This window comes from Mesorhizobium sp. M1C.F.Ca.ET.210.01.1.1, assembly GCF_004791585.1.
In the GTDB taxonomy this organism is placed as follows: domain Bacteria; phylum Pseudomonadota; class Alphaproteobacteria; order Rhizobiales; family Rhizobiaceae; genus Mesorhizobium.
On record NZ_SRUU01000008.1, the window covers coordinates 114,733 to 132,853 of the forward strand.

Consider the following 18,121-nt stretch of genomic DNA (forward strand, 5'->3'; position numbering starts at 1 on the left):
ATACGAGTGGGTCAAGCTAGAACCAATTCAGGTTAACGGCGCAACAACGAATTCGTGGGCTGTACATGTACACCTTGACAGCTCGTATTTTCGTCATGCTCAGCGACCCGAAATTGAGCTCAAAAAGTGCCTGAACCGCCATCGAACGTTGAGAAAAAATTGTAAAACCTGCCCAAAACGGTGCCAAAACGGGCGATTTTGAGGGGAATGGGCCCATTGTTACATTATGGCAACAATGGGGCCGAAACTTTCCGTTTACGTCAAAATTAACGCTGCGGAATGCCTGTTTTCGAGGCAACGGAACGGCCTTTAAGCAGCTCCTAAAGCTTGCGAATCTTGCCCTCAGCCGGCATCGCGAACCCTGGTGAGGGCGACCGAGAGCTTCTCCTGCGCCTCGCGATATTCGGCAAGCTTTTCGCGCTCGGCCTCGACCACCTCTTCGGGCGCGTTGGCGACGAACTTCTCGTTCGACAGCTTCTTGTGCAAGCGGGCGATCTCCTCGGTGACCTTGGCCAGTTCCTTCTGCAGGCGCGCGGCCTCGGCCTGTAGATCGATCAGGCTGCCGAGCGGCAGGCAGACTGTCGCCTCGTTGAGGACGATCTGGGCCGAGCCCTTGGGCGGCGTCTCCGCCAGCGATATGTTACCGATGCGGGCCAGGCGCTTGATTGCCTGATCGTGGCGCTCGAGCCTCTCGCGCGTCGTCGCGTTAGCGCCGATCACCGCCAGGGGCGCGATCGCCGCCGGCGGCACGTTCATTTCCGAGCGCACCGAGCGGATGCCGGAAACGAGATCGACCAGCCAGTTGATGTCGGCGGCGGCATCGTCATCCTCGAAATCGGGCGACGGCCAGGCGGCGTGGCAAAGCAGCGAGGCGCGCTCCTTGCCCTCGCCCGCAGTCTGCGCCCACAGCTCCTCGGTCATGAACGGCATCATCGGATGCAGGAGCTTGTAGATCTCGTCGAGCACAAAGGCGACGCAGGCGCGGCTTTCCGCCTTGGCCGCCTCGTCCGCGCCCATGAACACCGGCTTCAGGAGCTCAAGATACCAATCGCAGAACAGGTTCCACACGAAGCGGTAGGCGGCACTCGCCGCCTCGTTGAAGCGGTAGCTGGTGATGCCTTCGGTGACCGCGCGCGCCGCCCGCGTCAGTTCCGTCAGGATCCAGCGGTTGACCGCAAGCTTGGCGTCGTTCAGCCAGAAATCGTCGTTCCTGGCGACCTCGTTCATCTCGGCAAAGCGCGTCGCGTTCCACAGCTTGGTGCCGAAATTCCGATAGCCGGCGATGCGCGCCGGATCGAGCTTCACGTCGCGCCCCTGCGCCGCCATCACCGTCAAGGTGAAGCGCAGCGCGTCCGCGCCATACTCGTCGATGAGGTCGAGCGGATCGATGACGTTGCCTTTCGACTTCGACATCTTCTGCCCGTTCTTGTCGCGCACAAGCGCATGGACATAGACCGTGTGGAACGGCTCCTCGTCCATGAAATGCAGGCCCATCATCATCATGCGGGCGACCCAGAAGAAGATGATGTCGAAGCCGGTCACCAGCACGTCGGTCTGGTAATAGGTCTTCAGCTCGGGCGTCTGGTCGGGCCAGCCAAGCGTCGAGAACGGCCACAGCGCCGAGGAGAACCAGGTATCGAGAACGTCCTCGTCGCGCGTCAGGATCTCGCCCGGCTGGAAATTCTCCAGCTTGTCCTCGACCCAGGCCTTCCACGGCCCTTCCAGCGCCAGATAATATTCGATTGCCGCGGCAAGCGCCTCCTCCTCGGTCTTCTCGACGAAGACGCGGCCGTCCGGCCCGTACCAGGCCGGGATCTGGTGGCCCCACCACAATTGCCGCGAGATGCACCAGGGCTGGATGTTCTCCATCCAGTCGAAATAGGTCTTCTCCCAGTTCTTCGGCACGAAGTTGGTACGGCCCTCGCGCACCGAGGCGATGGCCGGCTTGGCGAGCTCGCCCGCGTTGACATACCACTGGTCGGTCAGGAACGGTTCGATCGGCACGCCGCCGCGGTCGCCATGCGGCACTGCGTGGCGATGCGGCTCGACCTTCTCCAGGAATCCGCCTGCTTCCATCAGCTCAACGATCTTCTTGCGTGCGACGAAGCGGTCCAGCCCGTCAAGCTCATCCCAGACGGCCTGGCGCTCCGGCGTCACTTCGAGACCGGCGAGGAAGTCCTCATTGTCCTTGAGCTTGACGGCGGCTTCGACGGTCAGGATGTTGATGGCCGGCAGCTTGTGGCGCTTGCCGACCTCGAAGTCGTTGAAGTCATGCGCCGGCGTGATCTTGACCGCGCCCGAGCCCTTCTCAGGATCCGAATATTCGTCGGCCACGACAGGAATCCGCCGGCCGACGATCGGCAGGATGACGTTCTTGCCGACAAGGCTGCGGAACCGCTCGTCGTCGGGATGTACGGCAACCGCCGTGTCGCCGAGCATCGTTTCGGGACGCGTCGTGGCGACGGTGATGAACGTCTTCGGGTTCTCGGGATCGAACGCCGCGCCTTCGACCGGGTAGCGGAAATGCCAGAGATTGCCGTTGACCTCGTGCTGCTCGACCTCGAGGTCGGAAATGGCCGTCAACAGCTTCGGATCCCAGTTCACAAGGCGCTTGTCCTTGTAGATCAGGCCCTCCTTGTAGAGGGTGACGAAAACCTCCAGCACCGCCTTGGACAGGCCTTCGTCCATGGTGAAACGCTCGCGGCTCCAGTCGGCCGAGGCACCGAGCCGCTTCAGCTGGTTGAAGATCGCGCCACCAGATTCCGCCTTCCACTCCCAGACCTTCTCGATGAATGCCTCGCGCGTCAGGTCGCGGCGGTGGATCTGCTTCTCCATGAGCTGGCGTTCGACCACCATCTGCGTGGCGATGCCGGCATGGTCCATGCCGGGCTGCCACAGCACATTCTTGCCGCGCATGCGCTCGAAGCGCACCAGGATGTCCTGCAGCGTGTTGTTGAGCGCATGGCCCATATGCAGCGAGCCGGTGACGTTCGGCGGCGGGATGACGATGGTGAAGGCCTCTGCCCCTTCCTCCGCGCCGGCGCCGGCGCGGAACGCGTCCGCCTCCTCCCAGATTTTGGCGATCTTCGGCTCGACGGTCTTGGCGTCGTAGGTTTTATCAAGCATGGAGGAAGTCCGAACTGTCGGGAACAAGCGTCCGGTGTAAATCGGAAGCTCTTGGCCGAGTCAACCGCGAGAAGGACAGACCTGCCCCGCCCAGATAGGCTTGCCATGGTCGCCGGCAAGCCCACCCTCATCGCGAACGATCCTGCGGCCTCATTTCCTGCCAACAAAAACGCCGCCCGATGGCGGCGCTTTTCAGTCTGAACGATCGGGCGAAATCACTGCGCTCCGCGCGCCACGCGCTCGATCTCCTCGCGCACCAGGCGCTCGACCAGCGTCGGCAGGTTGTTGTCGAGCCAGTCCTGAAGCATCGGCCGCAGCATCTCTTCCGCCATCTCGTCGAAGGTCTTCTTGCTGCGGCTGGCGAAGGCATCGGAAAGCTCGCCGAACGCCGCCGCGACCTGACGGCCAGCATGCTCGGACAGGATCGCCGGGCGGGCTGGCGGCAAGTCGGCTGGCGCGGAAACGGTTCCTGGCACCGCCGCTTCGGCAGTCGGCGCGGCAGGCACCTCTTCGTCGATCTCGACCTCGGGCACAGTTTCCACCGGGCGCTCGGTCATCTTTGCCTTGACCGAGCTTCCTCCAACGGCGGCGATCTCGCGCCGCCAATCGGCGACGATGGTATCGGCGCTTTGCGGCGCGCTTGCCGCCGCGGCCTGTGTGTCCGGCTCGGCGGCGACCCTGGCCGCGACTTCGGCCAGAGTGCTGGGCGCAGGCGGGGTCTTTATGGGTTCGGGACGCGTCTCGACGCGCGCGGCTGCAGGATCGGACGCCGCGAGCTGGGCTTGTACTTCCGCCAGGGTCACCGGCTTCCTGGGGACGGACTCCTCGTTCAGCTCGGAACGGAAAGGGTCGACCTCGCCCGTCGGCGCTGGCGGCTGCAGGTCCTGGCGCAAATCAGCGCTGTCGGCCGCCGGCTGCTTGCGCCCTGTGTCGCTGTCCTCGATGATCCTTCGGATGGAAGCAAGTATCTCTTCCATGGAAGGTTCGCGCTGCGCGCTGCTTGCCGTCGCCATCGTCACATCCGCCGCCTTTGTGACCCGTTGCCGATTTCCATTCCGGCTGGGCCGGAATTCGAATCAATGGCGACAGCGTAACCGACCGATCGTCATCCGAGAATCCCCAATCTGGGGAGACGTTGGATTTCAACAGATTAGCTGGCTCCGCCGCCAGCCGCCAACCCGTTGTCTCGCCAATACAAAAGCGCCGCGCATCCATCGGATACGCGGCGCTTTTTGGCAGCTCGCAAAAGAATCAGCGGCCGTCCGGCGTGCGCAGCCCGATCCACTTGTCCTTGACGGCGTTGTAGTGCTCTTCCGGCTTGTATTTCGTGACCGGCAGGCCTAGCCGTTCGACCGACAGGCGGCCGATCGCCGACAGGATGGCGTAGCTCGCCACGACGACGTCGTGCTCCGAATTCGCCTGGTTGATCTTGGCGGTGATGACCGCGTTCTGCGCATTGAGCACGTCCAGCGTCGTGCGCTGACCGACATTGCGTTCCTCGATGACGCCGTTGAGCGCGAGCTGCGCGGCGGCGATCACCTGGCGATTGGCGTCCACGCTCTGGCCTGCGGCGGTGTATTGCGTCCATGCCGAGGCCACAGCCTGGCGCACCTGGTCGCGGCTGACGTCGACCTCGATGCGAGCCTGGCTGAGTGATTCCTTGTTCTGCCGCACGATCGCGGACGTCCGGCCGCCGGAATAGATCGGAATGGTCAGCGTCGCGCCGATATTGGCCGAAGTCGAACTGCCGTTGGAGCCTGTGATATCGGGAACCGAGTGGCTGTAGTTGTCCGAAACGCCTGCGGAAGCTGAAACCTGCGGCAGCAGCGCGCCTTCCGCTGATTTCACGGAAAACGCCGCAGCATCGACGAGATGTGAGGTGGCGAGAATGGCCGGATGCTCGGCGGCGGCAATGGTGAAGGCCGAATCGATGCTCGCCGGCAACAACTTGCCCACCGGCGCGGCCGCCTTGAGCTTGCCCGGCTCGTCGCCGACGATCTGGTGATAGGTCGCGGCACTGGCCAGCGCCGTCGCGCGGGCGGCGCTAAGCTGGGCCACCGCCGTGGCTCGCGAGGCATCGGCCTGCGCGACATCGGTGCGGGTGCCTTCGCCGACTTCGAAGCGCGATCGAGCGGCGCGCGCCTGCTCGGTCAGGAACTGCAAATTCTGTTCGGTCAGCACCGCGATCTGGCGATCGCGAATCACATCCATATAGGCGCTTGCCGCGTTGAACAGGATGTTCTCTTCGGTGTTGCGCAGGCTTTCAACCGAAGCCTGCACCTGCGATTCGGCGGCGGCGACATTGTTCTTGGTCTGAAACCCGTCAAACAGCGTCTGGTTGATCTGGATGCCGAAGCTGCCCGTCGTTATTCTTCTGCTGATGCCCTGGCCGTGCGTGTTGGTGTAGTCGATGCTGCCCGAACCGGTAACCGTCGGGCGCCAGCCCGACTTGGCGATCGCCACGCCTTCATCGGTGACCCGCACGCCGGCGCGGGCGGAGTTCAGCTGGGAATTGTATTGATAGGCCTTTGCGAGCGCGCCGGTGATGGTCTCGGCGGATGCGGCTAGCGGCGACAGCGCGGTCGCGGAAATGAGCGTAGCTGCTAAAATGGTCTTACGTACTGGCGGCACGTTATTTCCTCATTCGTTTCATGGGAACCACGCCGCGCCAGCCCACCCTTTCGGATCAGCCAACACCGCGCTACTTCTCGTTCCCCCGCTGACAGCGCCCGAATCCCCGGTTTAGCAATCAGCAACGATTGTTCAGGCGAAAACGATCATGACGGCGCCTTCACTGCAAGGCAAATCCGCTCAAAATTCGAACGCGTGGATGCGTTCAAATCCCGGTAGTGGCTTAATTGCCGCATTAAATGCCCGTCTTCCGGTTACAACCCCCCCTGCCTTAAAAAATAGCCGGGCCACGCCAGAGTTGCCCTGCCCCTCTACTGCAACCAGGCGCCCGTCCTCGGCGAGCTGGTCGAGCAATGCCGCCGGCACCTCCTCGACGCTGCCGCCGATGAAGATGACGTTATAGGGCGCCTTGGCGGCATGACCTTGCGGCAGCGACCCGGTCACCACCGTCACATTGTGGCAGCCCAGTGTCGAAAGCGTCGACTTGGCGGCTTCCGCCAGCGCCGGATCGCTTTCCAGCGCAACCACCGATCTTGCGATTCGGGAAAGCAGGGCAGCCGAATAACCGGTGCCGCAGCCGACATCGAGCACCGAATCGCTGTCGGCGATCTCAGCCAGTTGCAGAAGCTTGGCGAGCGGCGACGGCTCCATCAGGTAACGGGCGCCGCTGCCATTGGCACCGTCGGAAATGCGGATGTCCTCGTCGATGTAGGCGAGATCGCGCTGGCCGTTGCCGACAAAGGCTTCGCGCGGCACGGAAAGCATGGCTTCGATGAGCGACGCGCTGGTCACGTCGGTGGTGCGGACCTGGCCATCGACCATCTTCACGCGGCGTTCGGAGAAATCAGCGTTCATGTCCCAACCAACCCGCATCCCGCGCCAATTCGTTTTCCGCGCCCATTCCCGTCCCCGGGCCATGTTCGCGGCCAATTCGACTGAAACGTGACGCTCCTGCGCAACTGCGCCGAAGCCCGGGCATTTGGAGGCCTCGCCCGGAATCGAACCGGGGTGCAAGGATTTGCAGTCCTCTGCGTAACCACTCCGCCACGAGGCCTTCCATGCTCCCGGCGTTCCGAGCGAACTCATTATGTTGGCGGTGAAAGGTCGTCAAGCGCCGGCGATTCATTCCCGACGCTTTCCCCTTGGTCATCGGAGACAGTGGTTGCCAATCGCTTGCGGCCGATCCCGACGGCGTTGCCGGAGCCCGCCTGCCCTCCTGGCAAGCTCTCAATCCGGCCGGCGCCGGCGTTGCCACCAGACGACGAAGCGCCGCCTGTGGCGGCGCACCAGCGCGAATTCATAGGACAGGACCAGCAGGCCCAGCGGAATCATCCAGAAGCCGAGAACCGGCAGGAAGCCCAGAATTCCGCCGACGATGAGCAGCATGCCGATCGCGATCCGCAATCCCCGCGAGCGCGGCATCGTGAACTCGCGGCCGAAGACCGTGATCTTCCGCGGCGGGTCGTTATTGTCGTCAGTTGCCGTCATTCAAGACCGGATCCCATCCGCGCAGTTGAAGCCATCGCTACCAAAGGCGACAGCCGGCCACTTTGTTCCGTGCCAGTGTGAACCCGTTCATATGTAGGCACGCAGAAACGATGCCACAAATGGCCGCACGAAAAACTGGAGAAAAATTACGAATTGCTGCTTTGCAAAGCCGAAAGGTGTTTGCTATAGGCTGCGCCACTCACGTCAGAGCCTCCGTTCCCCGGTAGCTCAGTGGTAGAGCAACCGGCTGTTAACCGGTTGGTCGCTGGTTCGAATCCGGCCCGGGGAGCCAACATTTCCAAGCACTTGCCGAACATGCAAAATCGCTCATTTTTGGCGATTGGTGCGGTATAGGTACGCTCGGCTCGACTGTTTGCGTGATTCATACGAAATCCGGCCACATAACAGCCGCCCATCCTCACCAGCCGATTTCACGACTTCCTGTCGCCATTGGGATTTGGTGCCGGCGCCTCTCGCGCATCCCGCGGTGGCGGATCGATATGCTCTGGCTCCGGCGCGTCTTTGTCCTTAGGGGCGACATGTGCCTTCTTAGGACCTGGCTTCGTCGGCTGCGGTCGTTGTTTGGCTTGGCTTGACATCGGCGTTCTCCCTTCCGCCAAAACCGCATAGCCGCGCTGTTTGTTCCTGTGTGCGTAAATGGAAAGCCCGTCACCGTGAGGCAGCGGGCTGCTGACGCCCTTGGCGTCGGCCAGCGATGGCACGCCATTCGCCCTTCCACGAAGGATCGCGAGTCAGTTCGGCGAGGCCTGCGTGAGCCGGTGGCGGCGTCACGGACGAAACTGCAACCAGCAGCTTGTCGTTTGCGGCCTCCACCGCCGATCAATCCTCCTCATCGGGTGCCGGGATCGCATCCGGTGGGGCCTGCCGTCCAACCCGGTCGGCAACGATCATCGAAAGCATCATCTCGACAAGGCCATTGGCGGCCCCCTTCTCGCCACCGCTGGCGCCGATCTGGATCTGCGGCACGATCGGCAGCCTGCCATTCTCGACCGCCTCGGCGAAGCGCATGAGGACCTGCGAGTTGAGCTGATAGTCCGGGCCGCCGAAAGCCGCGACCTTCTTTTCGGTGGCCTCGGCCTCCGCCCGACCGATGGCGCGCACCTTCTCGGCATCCGCAAAACCGGTCGCCTTGATGCGTTCGGCATCGGCAAGCGCAATAGCCTTGATCATGTCGGCCTCGCCCTGGCCGCCGACCCGCACCTTCTCGGCCTCTGCCTTGGCAGTGACCTGAATGGTTTCCGCCTCTTGGCGGGTGCGGGCGAGTTGCGCCTTGCCCTCGTTCTCACTGATCTCGATGGTAAGTGCCGACGTCGTGATCTTGGCTTGCTGTTCGGCCAGGGCCTGCTTCTCACGCAACGTGCGTTCCTGAATGGCCGCCCTCTCCTGCAATTTGTAAGTCTCGACCTTTTCGACTGCGATCTGGCGCTCGCGCAGCTGGATCAGGATCTGCTCTATGCTGTTCTGGTCATTGGCGGCACGGGGCGTACCAATCAACACTTCCTGCAACTCGAGGCTGTAGGAATTGAATTTCTCGCGCATCTCCTCGCCCGATTTACGCTGGATATCGCTGCGCTCCTGCAAGAGCTGGATCAGCGTCTTTGTCTGGGCGATATTCTTGAAGTAAGCAGAAACCATCGGATCGAGCGTTTGTTCGACCAGCCGCTTGATGTCACCGAAACGCTGCACCACGAGCGGCGCCTTCATATAGTCGATATGCACGACCACGGAGAGCGGCAGCACAGGCTCGAACGCATCCTTGGTGATCAACGACACTTCAGACAGGTTCTCGTCCAGCCTGTGTTCGCCAAACTGCTCGACCAGGCCACGAATGAGGCCGATAGCGTGATCTCCTTGGGAACTTGCGCGAGATCAAAGAGGTGTTTTGCGGGAACGCGCTAGGAATAAAGCGCGTAGGACGTGACAAATGACCAAGCGGATCGCGATCATCCAAGGCCATCCGGATCCCGATGGCCATCGCTTGCTGCACGCGATGGCAGACGCTTATGCCGAAGCCGCCAAAGCAGCGGGGCATGAGGTTCGTCGCATCGAAGTCGGAAAGCTCGAGTTTCCACTCATGCGCACACAAGCGGATTTCGAGACCGGAGCACTACCGCCATCCCTTGTACAGCCGCGGGACGACATGCGCTGGGCCGAACACTGGGTTTTTCTGTTTCCACTTTGGCATGGAACCATGCCGGCGCTTTTCAAAGGTTTCCTCGAACATATCTTCAGGCCTGGCTTTGCCATGGAATACAGAAAGGAAGGTTTTCCGAAACGACTGCTTGCCGGTCATTCGGCCCGCATCGTCGTCACCATGGGGATGCCGGTCCTGCTCTATCGTTGGTATTTTGGCGCCTACGGGCTGCGCGCCTTCGAGCGAAGCATGTTGAGCTTCGCGGGAATCAAACCTATTCGCGAAAGTCTATATGGTCTCACCTTGGCCGACGAAAAGAAGCGAGCCCGCTGGATCGAAGATATGCGCAAGCACGGCCAACAGGGCGACTGACAACATCAAGGTCCAAGCCAATCCCAGTCGCCTTGGGCGGTATGCTCCAACGGCGAAGGCCTGCTGGTTGCATGAAGGCTCCTGAACCGTCACCCAGCAAGCGGTCGGTCCTGGGGTCATGGTCTTCACTCTATCCTGCCGTCCACGATATGGATCCGGCGATCCATGCGCCCGGCCATGTCGAGGTCATGCGTTACCGCAACGACCGTCTTGCCGCGTTCGCGCACCAAATTCTCGAGGATCGCGAATACCTGTTCGGAACTCTTCGAATCGAGGCTTCCGGTAGGCTCATCAGCAAGGATCAGGGGCGGATCATTGGCCAGTGAACGGGCCACGGCCACACGCTGGCGCTGACCGCCCGAGAGCTGGTCCGGCCGTTTATCGAGATGCTCGGCCAGCCCCAACGACGCAAGCAATTCGCCGGCCCGCTCATACATTGCGGGGCGCGCAAGCCTTCCGAGCTTGCGCATCGGTATCTCGACATTCTCGCGCGCCGTGAACTCCGGCAGAAGAAAGTGGAACTGGAACACGAAGCCGAGCATCGACAGCCGCGTCGCTGCGCGCTCCCGCTCGTCCATCGGATCGGTATCACGGCCGCCGATACTGAGCTTTCCGCCAGTCGGACGGTCGAGCAATCCAAGCAGATAGAGCAATGACGATTTGCCCGAGCCCGACGGCCCGGTGATGGCAACGAATTCCCTCTCCTCGATCGAAAGCGTGACGTCCTTGACCAGGGTGACAGGAATGGTCTCCGGCAGCACGCGCGTCAGTTTCTCGGTCTTGATCAGCACGCTCATGTCGCGCCCCTGATGATATCGACCGGGTTCTGCCGCGCCGCCCGGCGCGCCGGCAGATACCCGGCCACTGCGGCCGAGCCGATCGCGAAGGCGGACGCGATGACATAGTGCAGCACGCTCCAGGCAATCGGCAGATGCGTCATCTCCTGCCCGGTCGCGGCGATCTCGAACCGCACCAAGGAAAGGCCGTAGACCATGGAAAAGCCGAGCAGCCAGCCGAGCACGGAGCCGGCGCTCCCGATCGCCACGCCTTCGAGCAGGAACATCCGGCGCATGTCGGCCTCCAGGAAGCCGAGCGATTTCATGATGGCGATGTCGCGCGCCTTTTCATGCGTGATTGTGGAAATGATGTTGTAGATGCCGAAGCCGGCGACGAGCATGATCGCTCCGACGACGGTGTACATGATGATGTTGCGGATGATGAGCGCCTGGAGGATGGACTCGTTCGCTTCCTGCCAGGCCACCGACTTGTAGCCCAGTTCGGCTTCGGTTCTATGTGCGACCGCGGGAGCACGGTTCGGATCGTTCAGCTTGATGCGGATCTCGTTGATGGCGTTCGGTCGCTGCGAAAGGATCTGCGCGTTCTTCAACAGCACATATGCCTCGCCTTCGTCGCGGGCGGTGGTTCCTGTATGGAAGAGGCCGACGATCTTGAAGCTACGCGTCAGACCTTCCGAGGAGACCACGGTTATCGTGTCGCCAAACCCCGTGCCGAGTCGCTTTGCCATCGTGTCGCCGACGAGCACGTTGTTGCCGCCCGCCGCAAGGGCGTTGAAGCTGCCTTGAACGAAATCCTCCACGATCGGCGACACGCCGGGTTCGTGTCCAGGGTCGATGCCGATGATAGCCGCGCCCACCTCGCGGCTGGAATAGCGGATCACGCCCTGCGTCTTGAGGCTCACCGCGAACCGCCCAGGAATCCAACTCGCCAGCCACGCTGTCGCGGCCGTCGGATTGATGATGCCGCGGCGGTCGTCGCGCGGCCTAAGCCCCGAAATGGCGACCGCGCCAAAAGCGTCTTCGGCCGGCTGGCGGCGGGCGGTGCGTTGGTCATCGGTGATGTCGACATGCGGCATTGTGTCGACGAGTTGCCGTACGAAATCATCCTGGCCGCCTTGCATCAGCGCCGCCATGGCGATTGAGAATCCGACGCCCACGGCGACGCCCAACACGGCAACGAGCGTTTGCCTGCCTCGGCCGGCGATGTGTGTGATGGCGATGTCGAGAATAAGCCGCATCGGACCTCACTTCTGCACTGCCGCGACCTTAACCCGCGCGCCGTCAGTAAGCCCGGTCGGGTAAGGCGAGATGACTTGTGCCCGCGCATCGATGCCCGACAGGACCTCGATGCCGTTGGTGCCGCGAATGCCGGTGCGGATTTCGCGCCGCCGCGTCACCTCGCCCTCGACCACGTAGACATTGTTGCCTTCGATTGCCGCCGACGGAACCAGCAGGACATTCTTCGAGACGCGGATGACGATGTTCACGTCCGTCGACATGCCGATCCTGAGCGGCGTATCGTCCGGCAGCCGGAAATAGACGCGATAGGTCTTCGTCACCGGATCGCCCTTGGGTGTGATACGATCGACGACGGCTTCCAGATTCTGTCCGGGAAAGGCATCGGCCCTGAGGAGCGTGCGCTGGCCGACCTCGACCCGCGGGATATCCTCTTCGTTGACCTCTGCGACCACGAGCAGCGGCTTCGGCTCGCCGACCCAGAACAGCACCGTGCCGAGTTCGGCCACCTCTCCCACCTTGCCATCCTGCCTCAGCACGACGCCAGGGCTCGGCGCGCAAGACATAGGTCTCCAGACGTGCCTTCTGCCCGGCTACGAGCGCCTCGATCTGGGACAACTCGCTCTGCGCACGATCGAGAGCCTGCTGGCTCGCCGCATTCTTCTCAGCAAGCACGGTTTGGCGTTGAAACTCCTGCTCCGCAAGGGCCCGCCTTGCTTCAAGCTCTCCCAGCACGGCGCGGACCTCGCTGTCGTCGAGCCGGGCGAGCACGTCGCCCCGCGCGACCCTTGCGCCTTCGCAATTGCATTGCTCCACGATCCTCTCGCGCACAACCGGGGCCACCTTGGCCCAGCTATTCGGCTCGACCGAGCCGCTGGCATAGACGATCTCAGCGGCGTCTCCGCGCCAGGGCGTCACGATTGAGACAGGCGTCGCCCGCATCAGATACCAGGCTGTACCGCCAATCACGGCCGCTACAACGACAATTCCCGCAATCGAGCCTCTCACCCGCATGGAGCGCTCCCTTGATGCCGGACGCCAAAATGAGCGCCGAAATGATGAAGGCCGCCAAGTCCATCAAGCATTGCACGATGACTGTGACGGACGCCAAGGGCAAACCTACTCGGCATCACACCAGAACAGAGGCGGGGCGGCTGTTCGCCTGTAGCCCTCATCTTCCGGGCAAGCGTCGGTCATTGTGCTGGAACCGGGCTCAAGGACAAAGCGCTCGATCTACCCATCTCGATCAAAGCCTTGTTCCCAGAAAATTTCGATTGGCTTGAAGGGTCAGTCCATCAAAAGCACCAGTGCGGGATGCAGCTTCTTCAGATTCGGCAATGATTTCGATTGCCAGGGGATGTCGGGCGTTCCCCGCACGACGAGTCGGACATCGGGATGCTTGCGCACCTCGATGGTGAATTTCGCCAGCAGGTTGATGCCGGAAGAGTTGAGAAAGTGAAGGTCCTTCAAATTGAGCGTAATGGAGGCGGGATTTGAGGCAAGAACACTGGTCGCCAAAGCCGTGATCGGCGCACCGGCCTCGGAACTGGCCAGCCGCATTGCACCGTCGAAGAATATGTCGCTTCCCTCAGTCCACACGCGGTAGTCGTCGGTCTTGATTTCCATAATCTGGCTTCGTTTCTTCTAGTTGTTAGTTTGCGAGATCGGTATGGAGGCATATGTCTCTAGGCTAATCCGATCGTTTTCGTCGGCGGAACTGAATATCCAGGCCAGCCGTGCGCCGTAGTCGCTCATCAACGTCAGCAATCCGAGCCCCGAGCGCCCCGCGTCGGGGTTCGCGGCATTCGCTTCAATTCGCTGTATCAACAGGTCCTTGGGGTCTCCAGCCGTGATGTCCGCTAGGAGGCTTTGGAACTCGGTCGCGTTTTCACCATCGACGTCATTCGACACCTTGAGCTTGAAGCACTCCGAATCCATCGACGCCTCGATCACGATCTCCCCCGGCGCGCGAAACTTGACGGCATTTTCGATGAGTTCGTTGGCCAGATATCCGATGCTGTGCCGCACTTCCATGTAGTCGTTGCGGGACGACTGAAAGCGCAATGCGAAAAGATCGGCGATGAAGTCCGAGGTCGTGGCACAATGACGCCAACTCAAGTCGAGAGGTCCGTCGAACAGCCGCACGCGACTGACACTCTCCTTCATCCCGATTGCGATGTCAGGGGTACCGAACAACGCCGTCATTTCTAAGTGCGCCTTATGATCACGAGGGTAATGTCGTCGTGGATCTTCTGGATTCCGACATGGGCCATCAGATCCTCGATGATCCCGGTCTTGATTTCCTCGGCGCTGCTGCCATGGCGTTTTTGCACGCTCTTGCAGAGCCGATCGAACCCGAACAGTCTTCTGTCTTCGTCCTCCGCCTCGGTCACTCCGTCGGTGTGCAACACGATCACGTCGCCGGTGCTGAACACGATGTCACGCGTGTCGATAAACTGCGAGATGTCATTCTCCAGGCCAACCGGCAGACCCAGATCGAGCGTATCGATACGTTCGATGTCCCCATCCGCGCGCACGACGAGAACGTCCTCATGCTGGCCGGACAGCGTTACCCGCCCGTCCTCGAAGTCAAGAAAGGCCAGCGAGAGATGCTTGTCGGTGTTCGTCCGCTCGATGTTCTTGTAGATCGCGCTGTTCAGCCGAACCAGAAACTGGTGCGGATCCCCTTCGTTGGCCTCCTGCAAGGCGCGTGCAACGGATTGGACCATCAGCATCAGCACGCCGCTCTCGAGACCATGGCCGGTCACGTCGCCGATGCCGATCTTGACCCGTGACCCGTTCCGCAGGACGTCGTAGTAGTCTCCGCCGACCTCGTCGGCCGGCCGCATGTAGGCTGCGATCTCCAGCCCCGGTATAGATTCGAGCTCGAATGGTTTCGGCAGGACCATCATCTGGATCTGCCTGGCAACCGCGAGTTCGGCGCCGAGGCGGACGTTCTCGTCCCGCAGCTTCTCGTTGAGTGCGGAAATCTCCTGATTTGCGTCCCCAAGCTCCCTGGTCCGTTCGTCGACAAGTTGCTCGAGGTTTTCCGTGTGAAAGCTGATCTCCTCAGCCATGCGGTTGAAGGCGATGCCTGCCGCTCCAACCTCGTCGCGTGTCGGAATGCTCACGCGCACTGAATAGTCTTTGGACTGGAGCCTCTGCGCGGCGCTGGCAAGCGCCCTGAGACCCGCGGTGATGCGCTTTGAAATTCCAAGCACGGCCGCAAAGACAATCATAAGCGAAACGATGATCGCGCCGATCTGAAAGAGCAGGATGCGGTTGGTTGCGCGCGAAATGCTCCGCTGCGCGGCGAACAGGGACGCATAGATCTCCCGTTCGGGAACGACGATCCCGACCGACATCGTCTCGGACTTGATGGGCCCCGAACTCCAGAGATTGATCGGCTTCAACCGCTTGAGGACGACAATATAGGGTACGCGTTCGCCCTGGTTATCGAGCATGATATGCTGGATGACGCCGTCATTGTTCTGGTCGAGCGGCAGCGATGCGATAGCAGGCTGCGCGCTTGCCCGCAGCGACCTCTCCAGGCCGGTGACGCCCTGCGTGCCCGCATCGCTCGACGACGTCAGGCCGATGATCGCCTGGCCCGACGGATTGATCGCCACCACGTTGCCGGTCGACATCGTAAGGAAGCCGAACCCGGTTTCGGCGATCTTCACGCGTTCGACGACTTCCGCGAGTTGGTCGAGGGTGATGTCCGCCCCGGCTATGCCGGCGATACCGGCGCGATTGCGCGCCCACAACGGTTGGAAGAAGCTGACGATCAGCTTTCCCGTGATTGCATCGGTGTAGGGCGCCGTCTGCGTAATATCGTCAGGGACCGGACGCGACGCCGGATCCCCGGCCCATTGCTGCCAAGAGCCATAGATTCCCGGAAAGAAGAACTCCCAGAACTCCGCCTTGTTGTGGCCTGGATAGAGCCGGTCGAAGGTCTGCGCTTGGTCCGTGTACGGCACCGTCCTGAAGATCGGCCGTTCCTTTGGGCCGATATAGTACATCTGCAGCTTGGACGACCCGCTGGCCATCAGGGTCGGCGCGACGAGATCGATCACGGTGCTGTCGTCAATTTCCTGCTGGACGCCCGGCAGCGGTTTGTGGTCGGCGCCCAGCAGATAGCCCCAGACGCTGACCACGGAAGGCGTGCCCGGCAAGTTCTGCGCCCAATCACCTTGCGCGTCGTAGACGACCTTCACGGAGCCGGGCGCTTGATGTGCGAGCGTCGCTCCGACCTGTTGCTGCCTCGCCGGATCGTTGATCTGGCCCTGCAGCACGCCGGCCAGTGCCTTGACATCCCCGTGGACTCGATCGAGCAGCAGGTCGACGCTTGACGCCGTCGACTCGGCATAGGACCGAATGTATTCCTGGTTCGCGGTCGTCAGGCCCTCGCCGACTTCCGATGTGGCGTCGCGCGATAGCTTTTGAACGTTCCAAAGTGCCAGGCCACCGCTCAGCAGGAGGTCGAACAGAACAGCGCCGCCGACCACCAGTACGAACTTCGCTCGAAAAGAGCGCAGGCCGAAACGCGGTGTAGGCTCGCTGTCGGCTTTCATTGCGGCCGTCGCCCCGATGCGACCCAGATCGGCCACCCCGCATAACCTTTGGGATGGAGCGCGGCGAAAATGTGGTCCTGGAAGCCCTGCCGGAACCGTGCGACGAACTCCGGTCCGTCGCCGCGTCTGGTCGCCATCTCGCCCGCATAGACATTCGCCCACGCTTCAATGATGTCGGCAAAGTCCTGCGGATCGCCGTCCAGGTTGGTGACCATGAAGGTCTCGACGCGGATGTCTTCGAATCCGGCCTCGATCAGGTATCGCCGGCTCTTGGGCCCAAGCTCGACATCCATCTCGAAATGACCGAACAGCTTCGCCACCTCGTTGTAGGTCCATCCAATGCTTTCGGCGCGCGGCTCGCCGAGGCAATGCGAATTCTTCTCGTTGGTGATGTAAACCCGACCGCCTGGTTTGCATATGCGGTAAAGTTCCTTAAGGATGAGTTCCGGTCGATTGAAGATTTGCAGGGAATGCCGACAGGTGACCAGGTCAAACTGCGCTTCGTCGAGCAGCATTTCCGATGCATCGCCATAGGTATATTCGATGCCCCGGATATCGAATTCCCGCATCACTCGTCGAGCGTAGTTCAGGCTCGAAACCGAGTGGTCGAGGGCGACGATCCGCGATGGCTGGAACTCCTTCTGCACCAGCACGGCGAAATCACCGATCCCGCAACAGATGTCGGCCATGACGATCTCGGGCTTCATGCCGTGCCGCGGCAGGATTGCGCGCTCGTGGCGCCATGTCATCTTCGTCTGTGTGCGCAGGATAGGGACGAACCCGCCTTCCTCGAGGAAGCCCTGCCCCGGATAGAAATGGCTGTCATACTCCTCGACAGCGATGTTCGGTTCGATTCCGCTCAATCGACCGAATTTTCGCGAGGTCCATCCAACGACGCTTGACGTGATGACGACAAATTTGAGCTCAGGTCGAGCGCGGCAAGCGTCGATAATGATCCTCGAAAAGGCATGAAATGCAGCGTTGTTCATCTGCGTCAGGCGTCTGACATTGACGTACAGGACGCCGCGCACGCGGTCGATGGCATCACGAAGCAATGTCAGGCTCGGCCCAAGCTCGTCGATCGCCTGGGGCCGGACCACCCCGGATATGGAAAACTCCTGGTTGTTCGCGTCGTATTGCGCCTTGAAGCGCGGGAGGAGGTTGTAAGGGGTCAATGTTGCGGCCCCTCGAGCGGCAAATCCACGACAAGCTTGATCGCGTCGCCGTCGGTTTCCTCTACCCTGAGCGTCGCGTTGTAGTCGACAGCCAGTTCCAGGAGCACGATCTCCCGGCTGGGCGCGAGATCCCCGGACACGGAATTGAGGTATCGCTCCCTTGCCTCAAGTCCCGCGACTTGCGACACGGCCTCCTGGTAGAATTGGCGTTCCTCCGGCACGCACGGAAATGTCAGCTCGATCCTGTCCGTGGCGCCATGGCGAGACACCCTGCAAGCCAGTTCGCCCTCGGCATGGCGCGTACGAAACGCGACTTCCAGCAATTCGTTGAAGGCGGAAGAAAAGAGGTTTGAATGCCTGACCGAGTCTGACCTGTTTTGACTGATCATGCGGGCCATGTAGGTCGAGACGTAATCGCAGTGTCTCCAGGCGGAGACAAACGCCTTGATTTCCATGTCGATCTGGACCATCGGCTCAAAAGTCGGCTCGCCAGCCAAGTCATGATGAAGAGATCCCATCGGCATCCTCACTTATCCATCGGTGTTCGAACCAAGTGGCGCGCTATGA

Annotated in this window: 13 protein-coding genes, 2 tRNA genes and 2 pseudogenes; 2 read left to right on the forward strand and 15 right to left on the reverse strand. The window is 61.5% G+C overall.

Annotation, left to right across the window (positions count from 1 at the left end; translation table 11 throughout):
- Positions 1-342: 342 nt before the first annotated feature.
- The 6 genes from EN853_RS11530 to EN853_RS11555 form a co-directional block, all read right to left on the reverse strand.
- Positions 343-3,126: a valine--tRNA ligase gene (locus EN853_RS11530; RefSeq protein WP_127859897.1), complete on the reverse strand. Its 2,784-nt coding sequence runs from the start codon at positions 3,124-3,126 to the stop codon at positions 343-345.
- Between the two features lie 215 nt (positions 3,127-3,341).
- Positions 3,342-4,139 carry a PopZ family protein gene (locus tag EN853_RS11535; protein ID WP_127859896.1) on the reverse strand — a complete coding sequence of 266 codons (798 nt, stop codon included), beginning with the start codon at positions 4,137-4,139 and terminating at the stop codon, positions 3,342-3,344.
- A gap of 238 nt (positions 4,140-4,377) precedes the next feature.
- Positions 4,378-5,757 carry a TolC family outer membrane protein gene (locus tag EN853_RS11540; RefSeq protein ID WP_127859895.1) on the reverse strand — a complete coding sequence of 460 codons (1,380 nt, stop codon included), beginning with the start codon at positions 5,755-5,757 and terminating at the stop codon, positions 4,378-4,380.
- Between the two features lie 180 nt (positions 5,758-5,937).
- Positions 5,938-6,612 (reverse strand): protein-L-isoaspartate O-methyltransferase, encoded by a 675-nt coding sequence (locus EN853_RS11545; protein ID WP_127859894.1) that lies wholly within the window; start codon positions 6,610-6,612, stop codon positions 5,938-5,940.
- 125 nt (positions 6,613-6,737) lie between these two features.
- A tRNA-Cys gene (locus EN853_RS11550) sits at positions 6,738-6,811 on the reverse strand.
- 173 nt (positions 6,812-6,984) lie between these two features.
- On the reverse strand, positions 6,985-7,245 hold the full coding sequence (locus EN853_RS11555; protein WP_127859893.1) for a PGPGW domain-containing protein: 261 nt from the start codon (positions 7,243-7,245) through the stop codon (positions 6,985-6,987).
- A 217-nt stretch (positions 7,246-7,462) separates the two neighbouring features.
- Here EN853_RS11555 and EN853_RS11560 point away from each other — a divergent pair.
- Positions 7,463-7,537, forward strand: a tRNA-Asn gene (locus tag EN853_RS11560).
- A 548-nt stretch (positions 7,538-8,085) separates the two neighbouring features.
- Here the strand turns inward: EN853_RS11560 and EN853_RS11565 are convergent.
- Positions 8,086-9,081, reverse strand: a pseudogene (locus EN853_RS11565) (SPFH domain-containing protein); the annotation flags it as partial.
- 109 nt (positions 9,082-9,190) lie between these two features.
- On the opposite strand from EN853_RS11565, the gene EN853_RS11570 reads away from it, so the two are divergent.
- Positions 9,191-9,772, forward strand: a complete 582-nt coding sequence (locus EN853_RS11570; protein WP_127859892.1) for an NAD(P)H-dependent oxidoreductase — start codon at positions 9,191-9,193, stop codon at positions 9,770-9,772.
- A gap of 125 nt (positions 9,773-9,897) precedes the next feature.
- Here EN853_RS11570 and EN853_RS11575 read toward each other — a convergent pair whose 3' ends face one another.
- The 8 genes and pseudogenes from EN853_RS11575 to EN853_RS11615 all read right to left on the reverse strand — a co-directional run bounded on the left by EN853_RS11575 (position 9,898) and on the right by EN853_RS11615 (position 18,078).
- Entirely contained in the window at positions 9,898-10,569 is a 672-nt protein-coding gene (locus EN853_RS11575) for an ABC transporter ATP-binding protein (protein WP_127859891.1), read from the reverse strand.
- A complete protein-coding gene (locus tag EN853_RS11580) occupies positions 10,566-11,807 on the reverse strand; it encodes an ABC transporter permease (RefSeq protein WP_127859890.1) in 1,242 nt (413 codons plus the stop codon). Before EN853_RS11580 ends, EN853_RS11575 begins: the two co-directional genes overlap by 4 nt.
- A 6-nt stretch (positions 11,808-11,813) precedes the next feature.
- Positions 11,814-12,819, reverse strand: a pseudogene (locus EN853_RS11585) (efflux RND transporter periplasmic adaptor subunit).
- A 273-nt stretch (positions 12,820-13,092) separates the two neighbouring features.
- The gene (locus EN853_RS11595; RefSeq protein ID WP_125005859.1) at positions 13,093-13,431 is read right to left on the reverse strand and encodes a hypothetical protein; all 339 of its coding nucleotides are present in this window, start codon (positions 13,429-13,431) and stop codon (positions 13,093-13,095) included.
- An 18-nt stretch (positions 13,432-13,449) separates the two neighbouring features.
- Positions 13,450-14,010, reverse strand: coding sequence for an ATP-binding protein (locus tag EN853_RS11600; RefSeq protein ID WP_167524447.1), 561 nt, complete (start codon positions 14,008-14,010; stop codon positions 13,450-13,452).
- Between the two features lie 2 nt (positions 14,011-14,012).
- The gene (locus tag EN853_RS11605; protein ID WP_127859996.1) at positions 14,013-16,379 is read right to left on the reverse strand and encodes a SpoIIE family protein phosphatase; all 2,367 of its coding nucleotides are present in this window, start codon (positions 16,377-16,379) and stop codon (positions 14,013-14,015) included.
- Positions 16,376-17,554, reverse strand: a complete 1,179-nt coding sequence (locus EN853_RS11610) for a class I SAM-dependent methyltransferase (protein WP_127859888.1) — start codon at positions 17,552-17,554, stop codon at positions 16,376-16,378. The genes EN853_RS11605 and EN853_RS11610 overlap by 4 nt, the downstream gene beginning before the upstream one ends.
- Complete coding sequence (locus EN853_RS11615) at positions 17,551-18,078, reverse strand: ubiquinone biosynthesis methyltransferase UbiE (RefSeq protein WP_348631570.1); 528 nt, start codon at positions 18,076-18,078, stop codon at positions 17,551-17,553. Before EN853_RS11615 ends, EN853_RS11610 begins: the two co-directional genes overlap by 4 nt.
- Between the last annotated feature and the right edge of the window lie 43 nt (positions 18,079-18,121).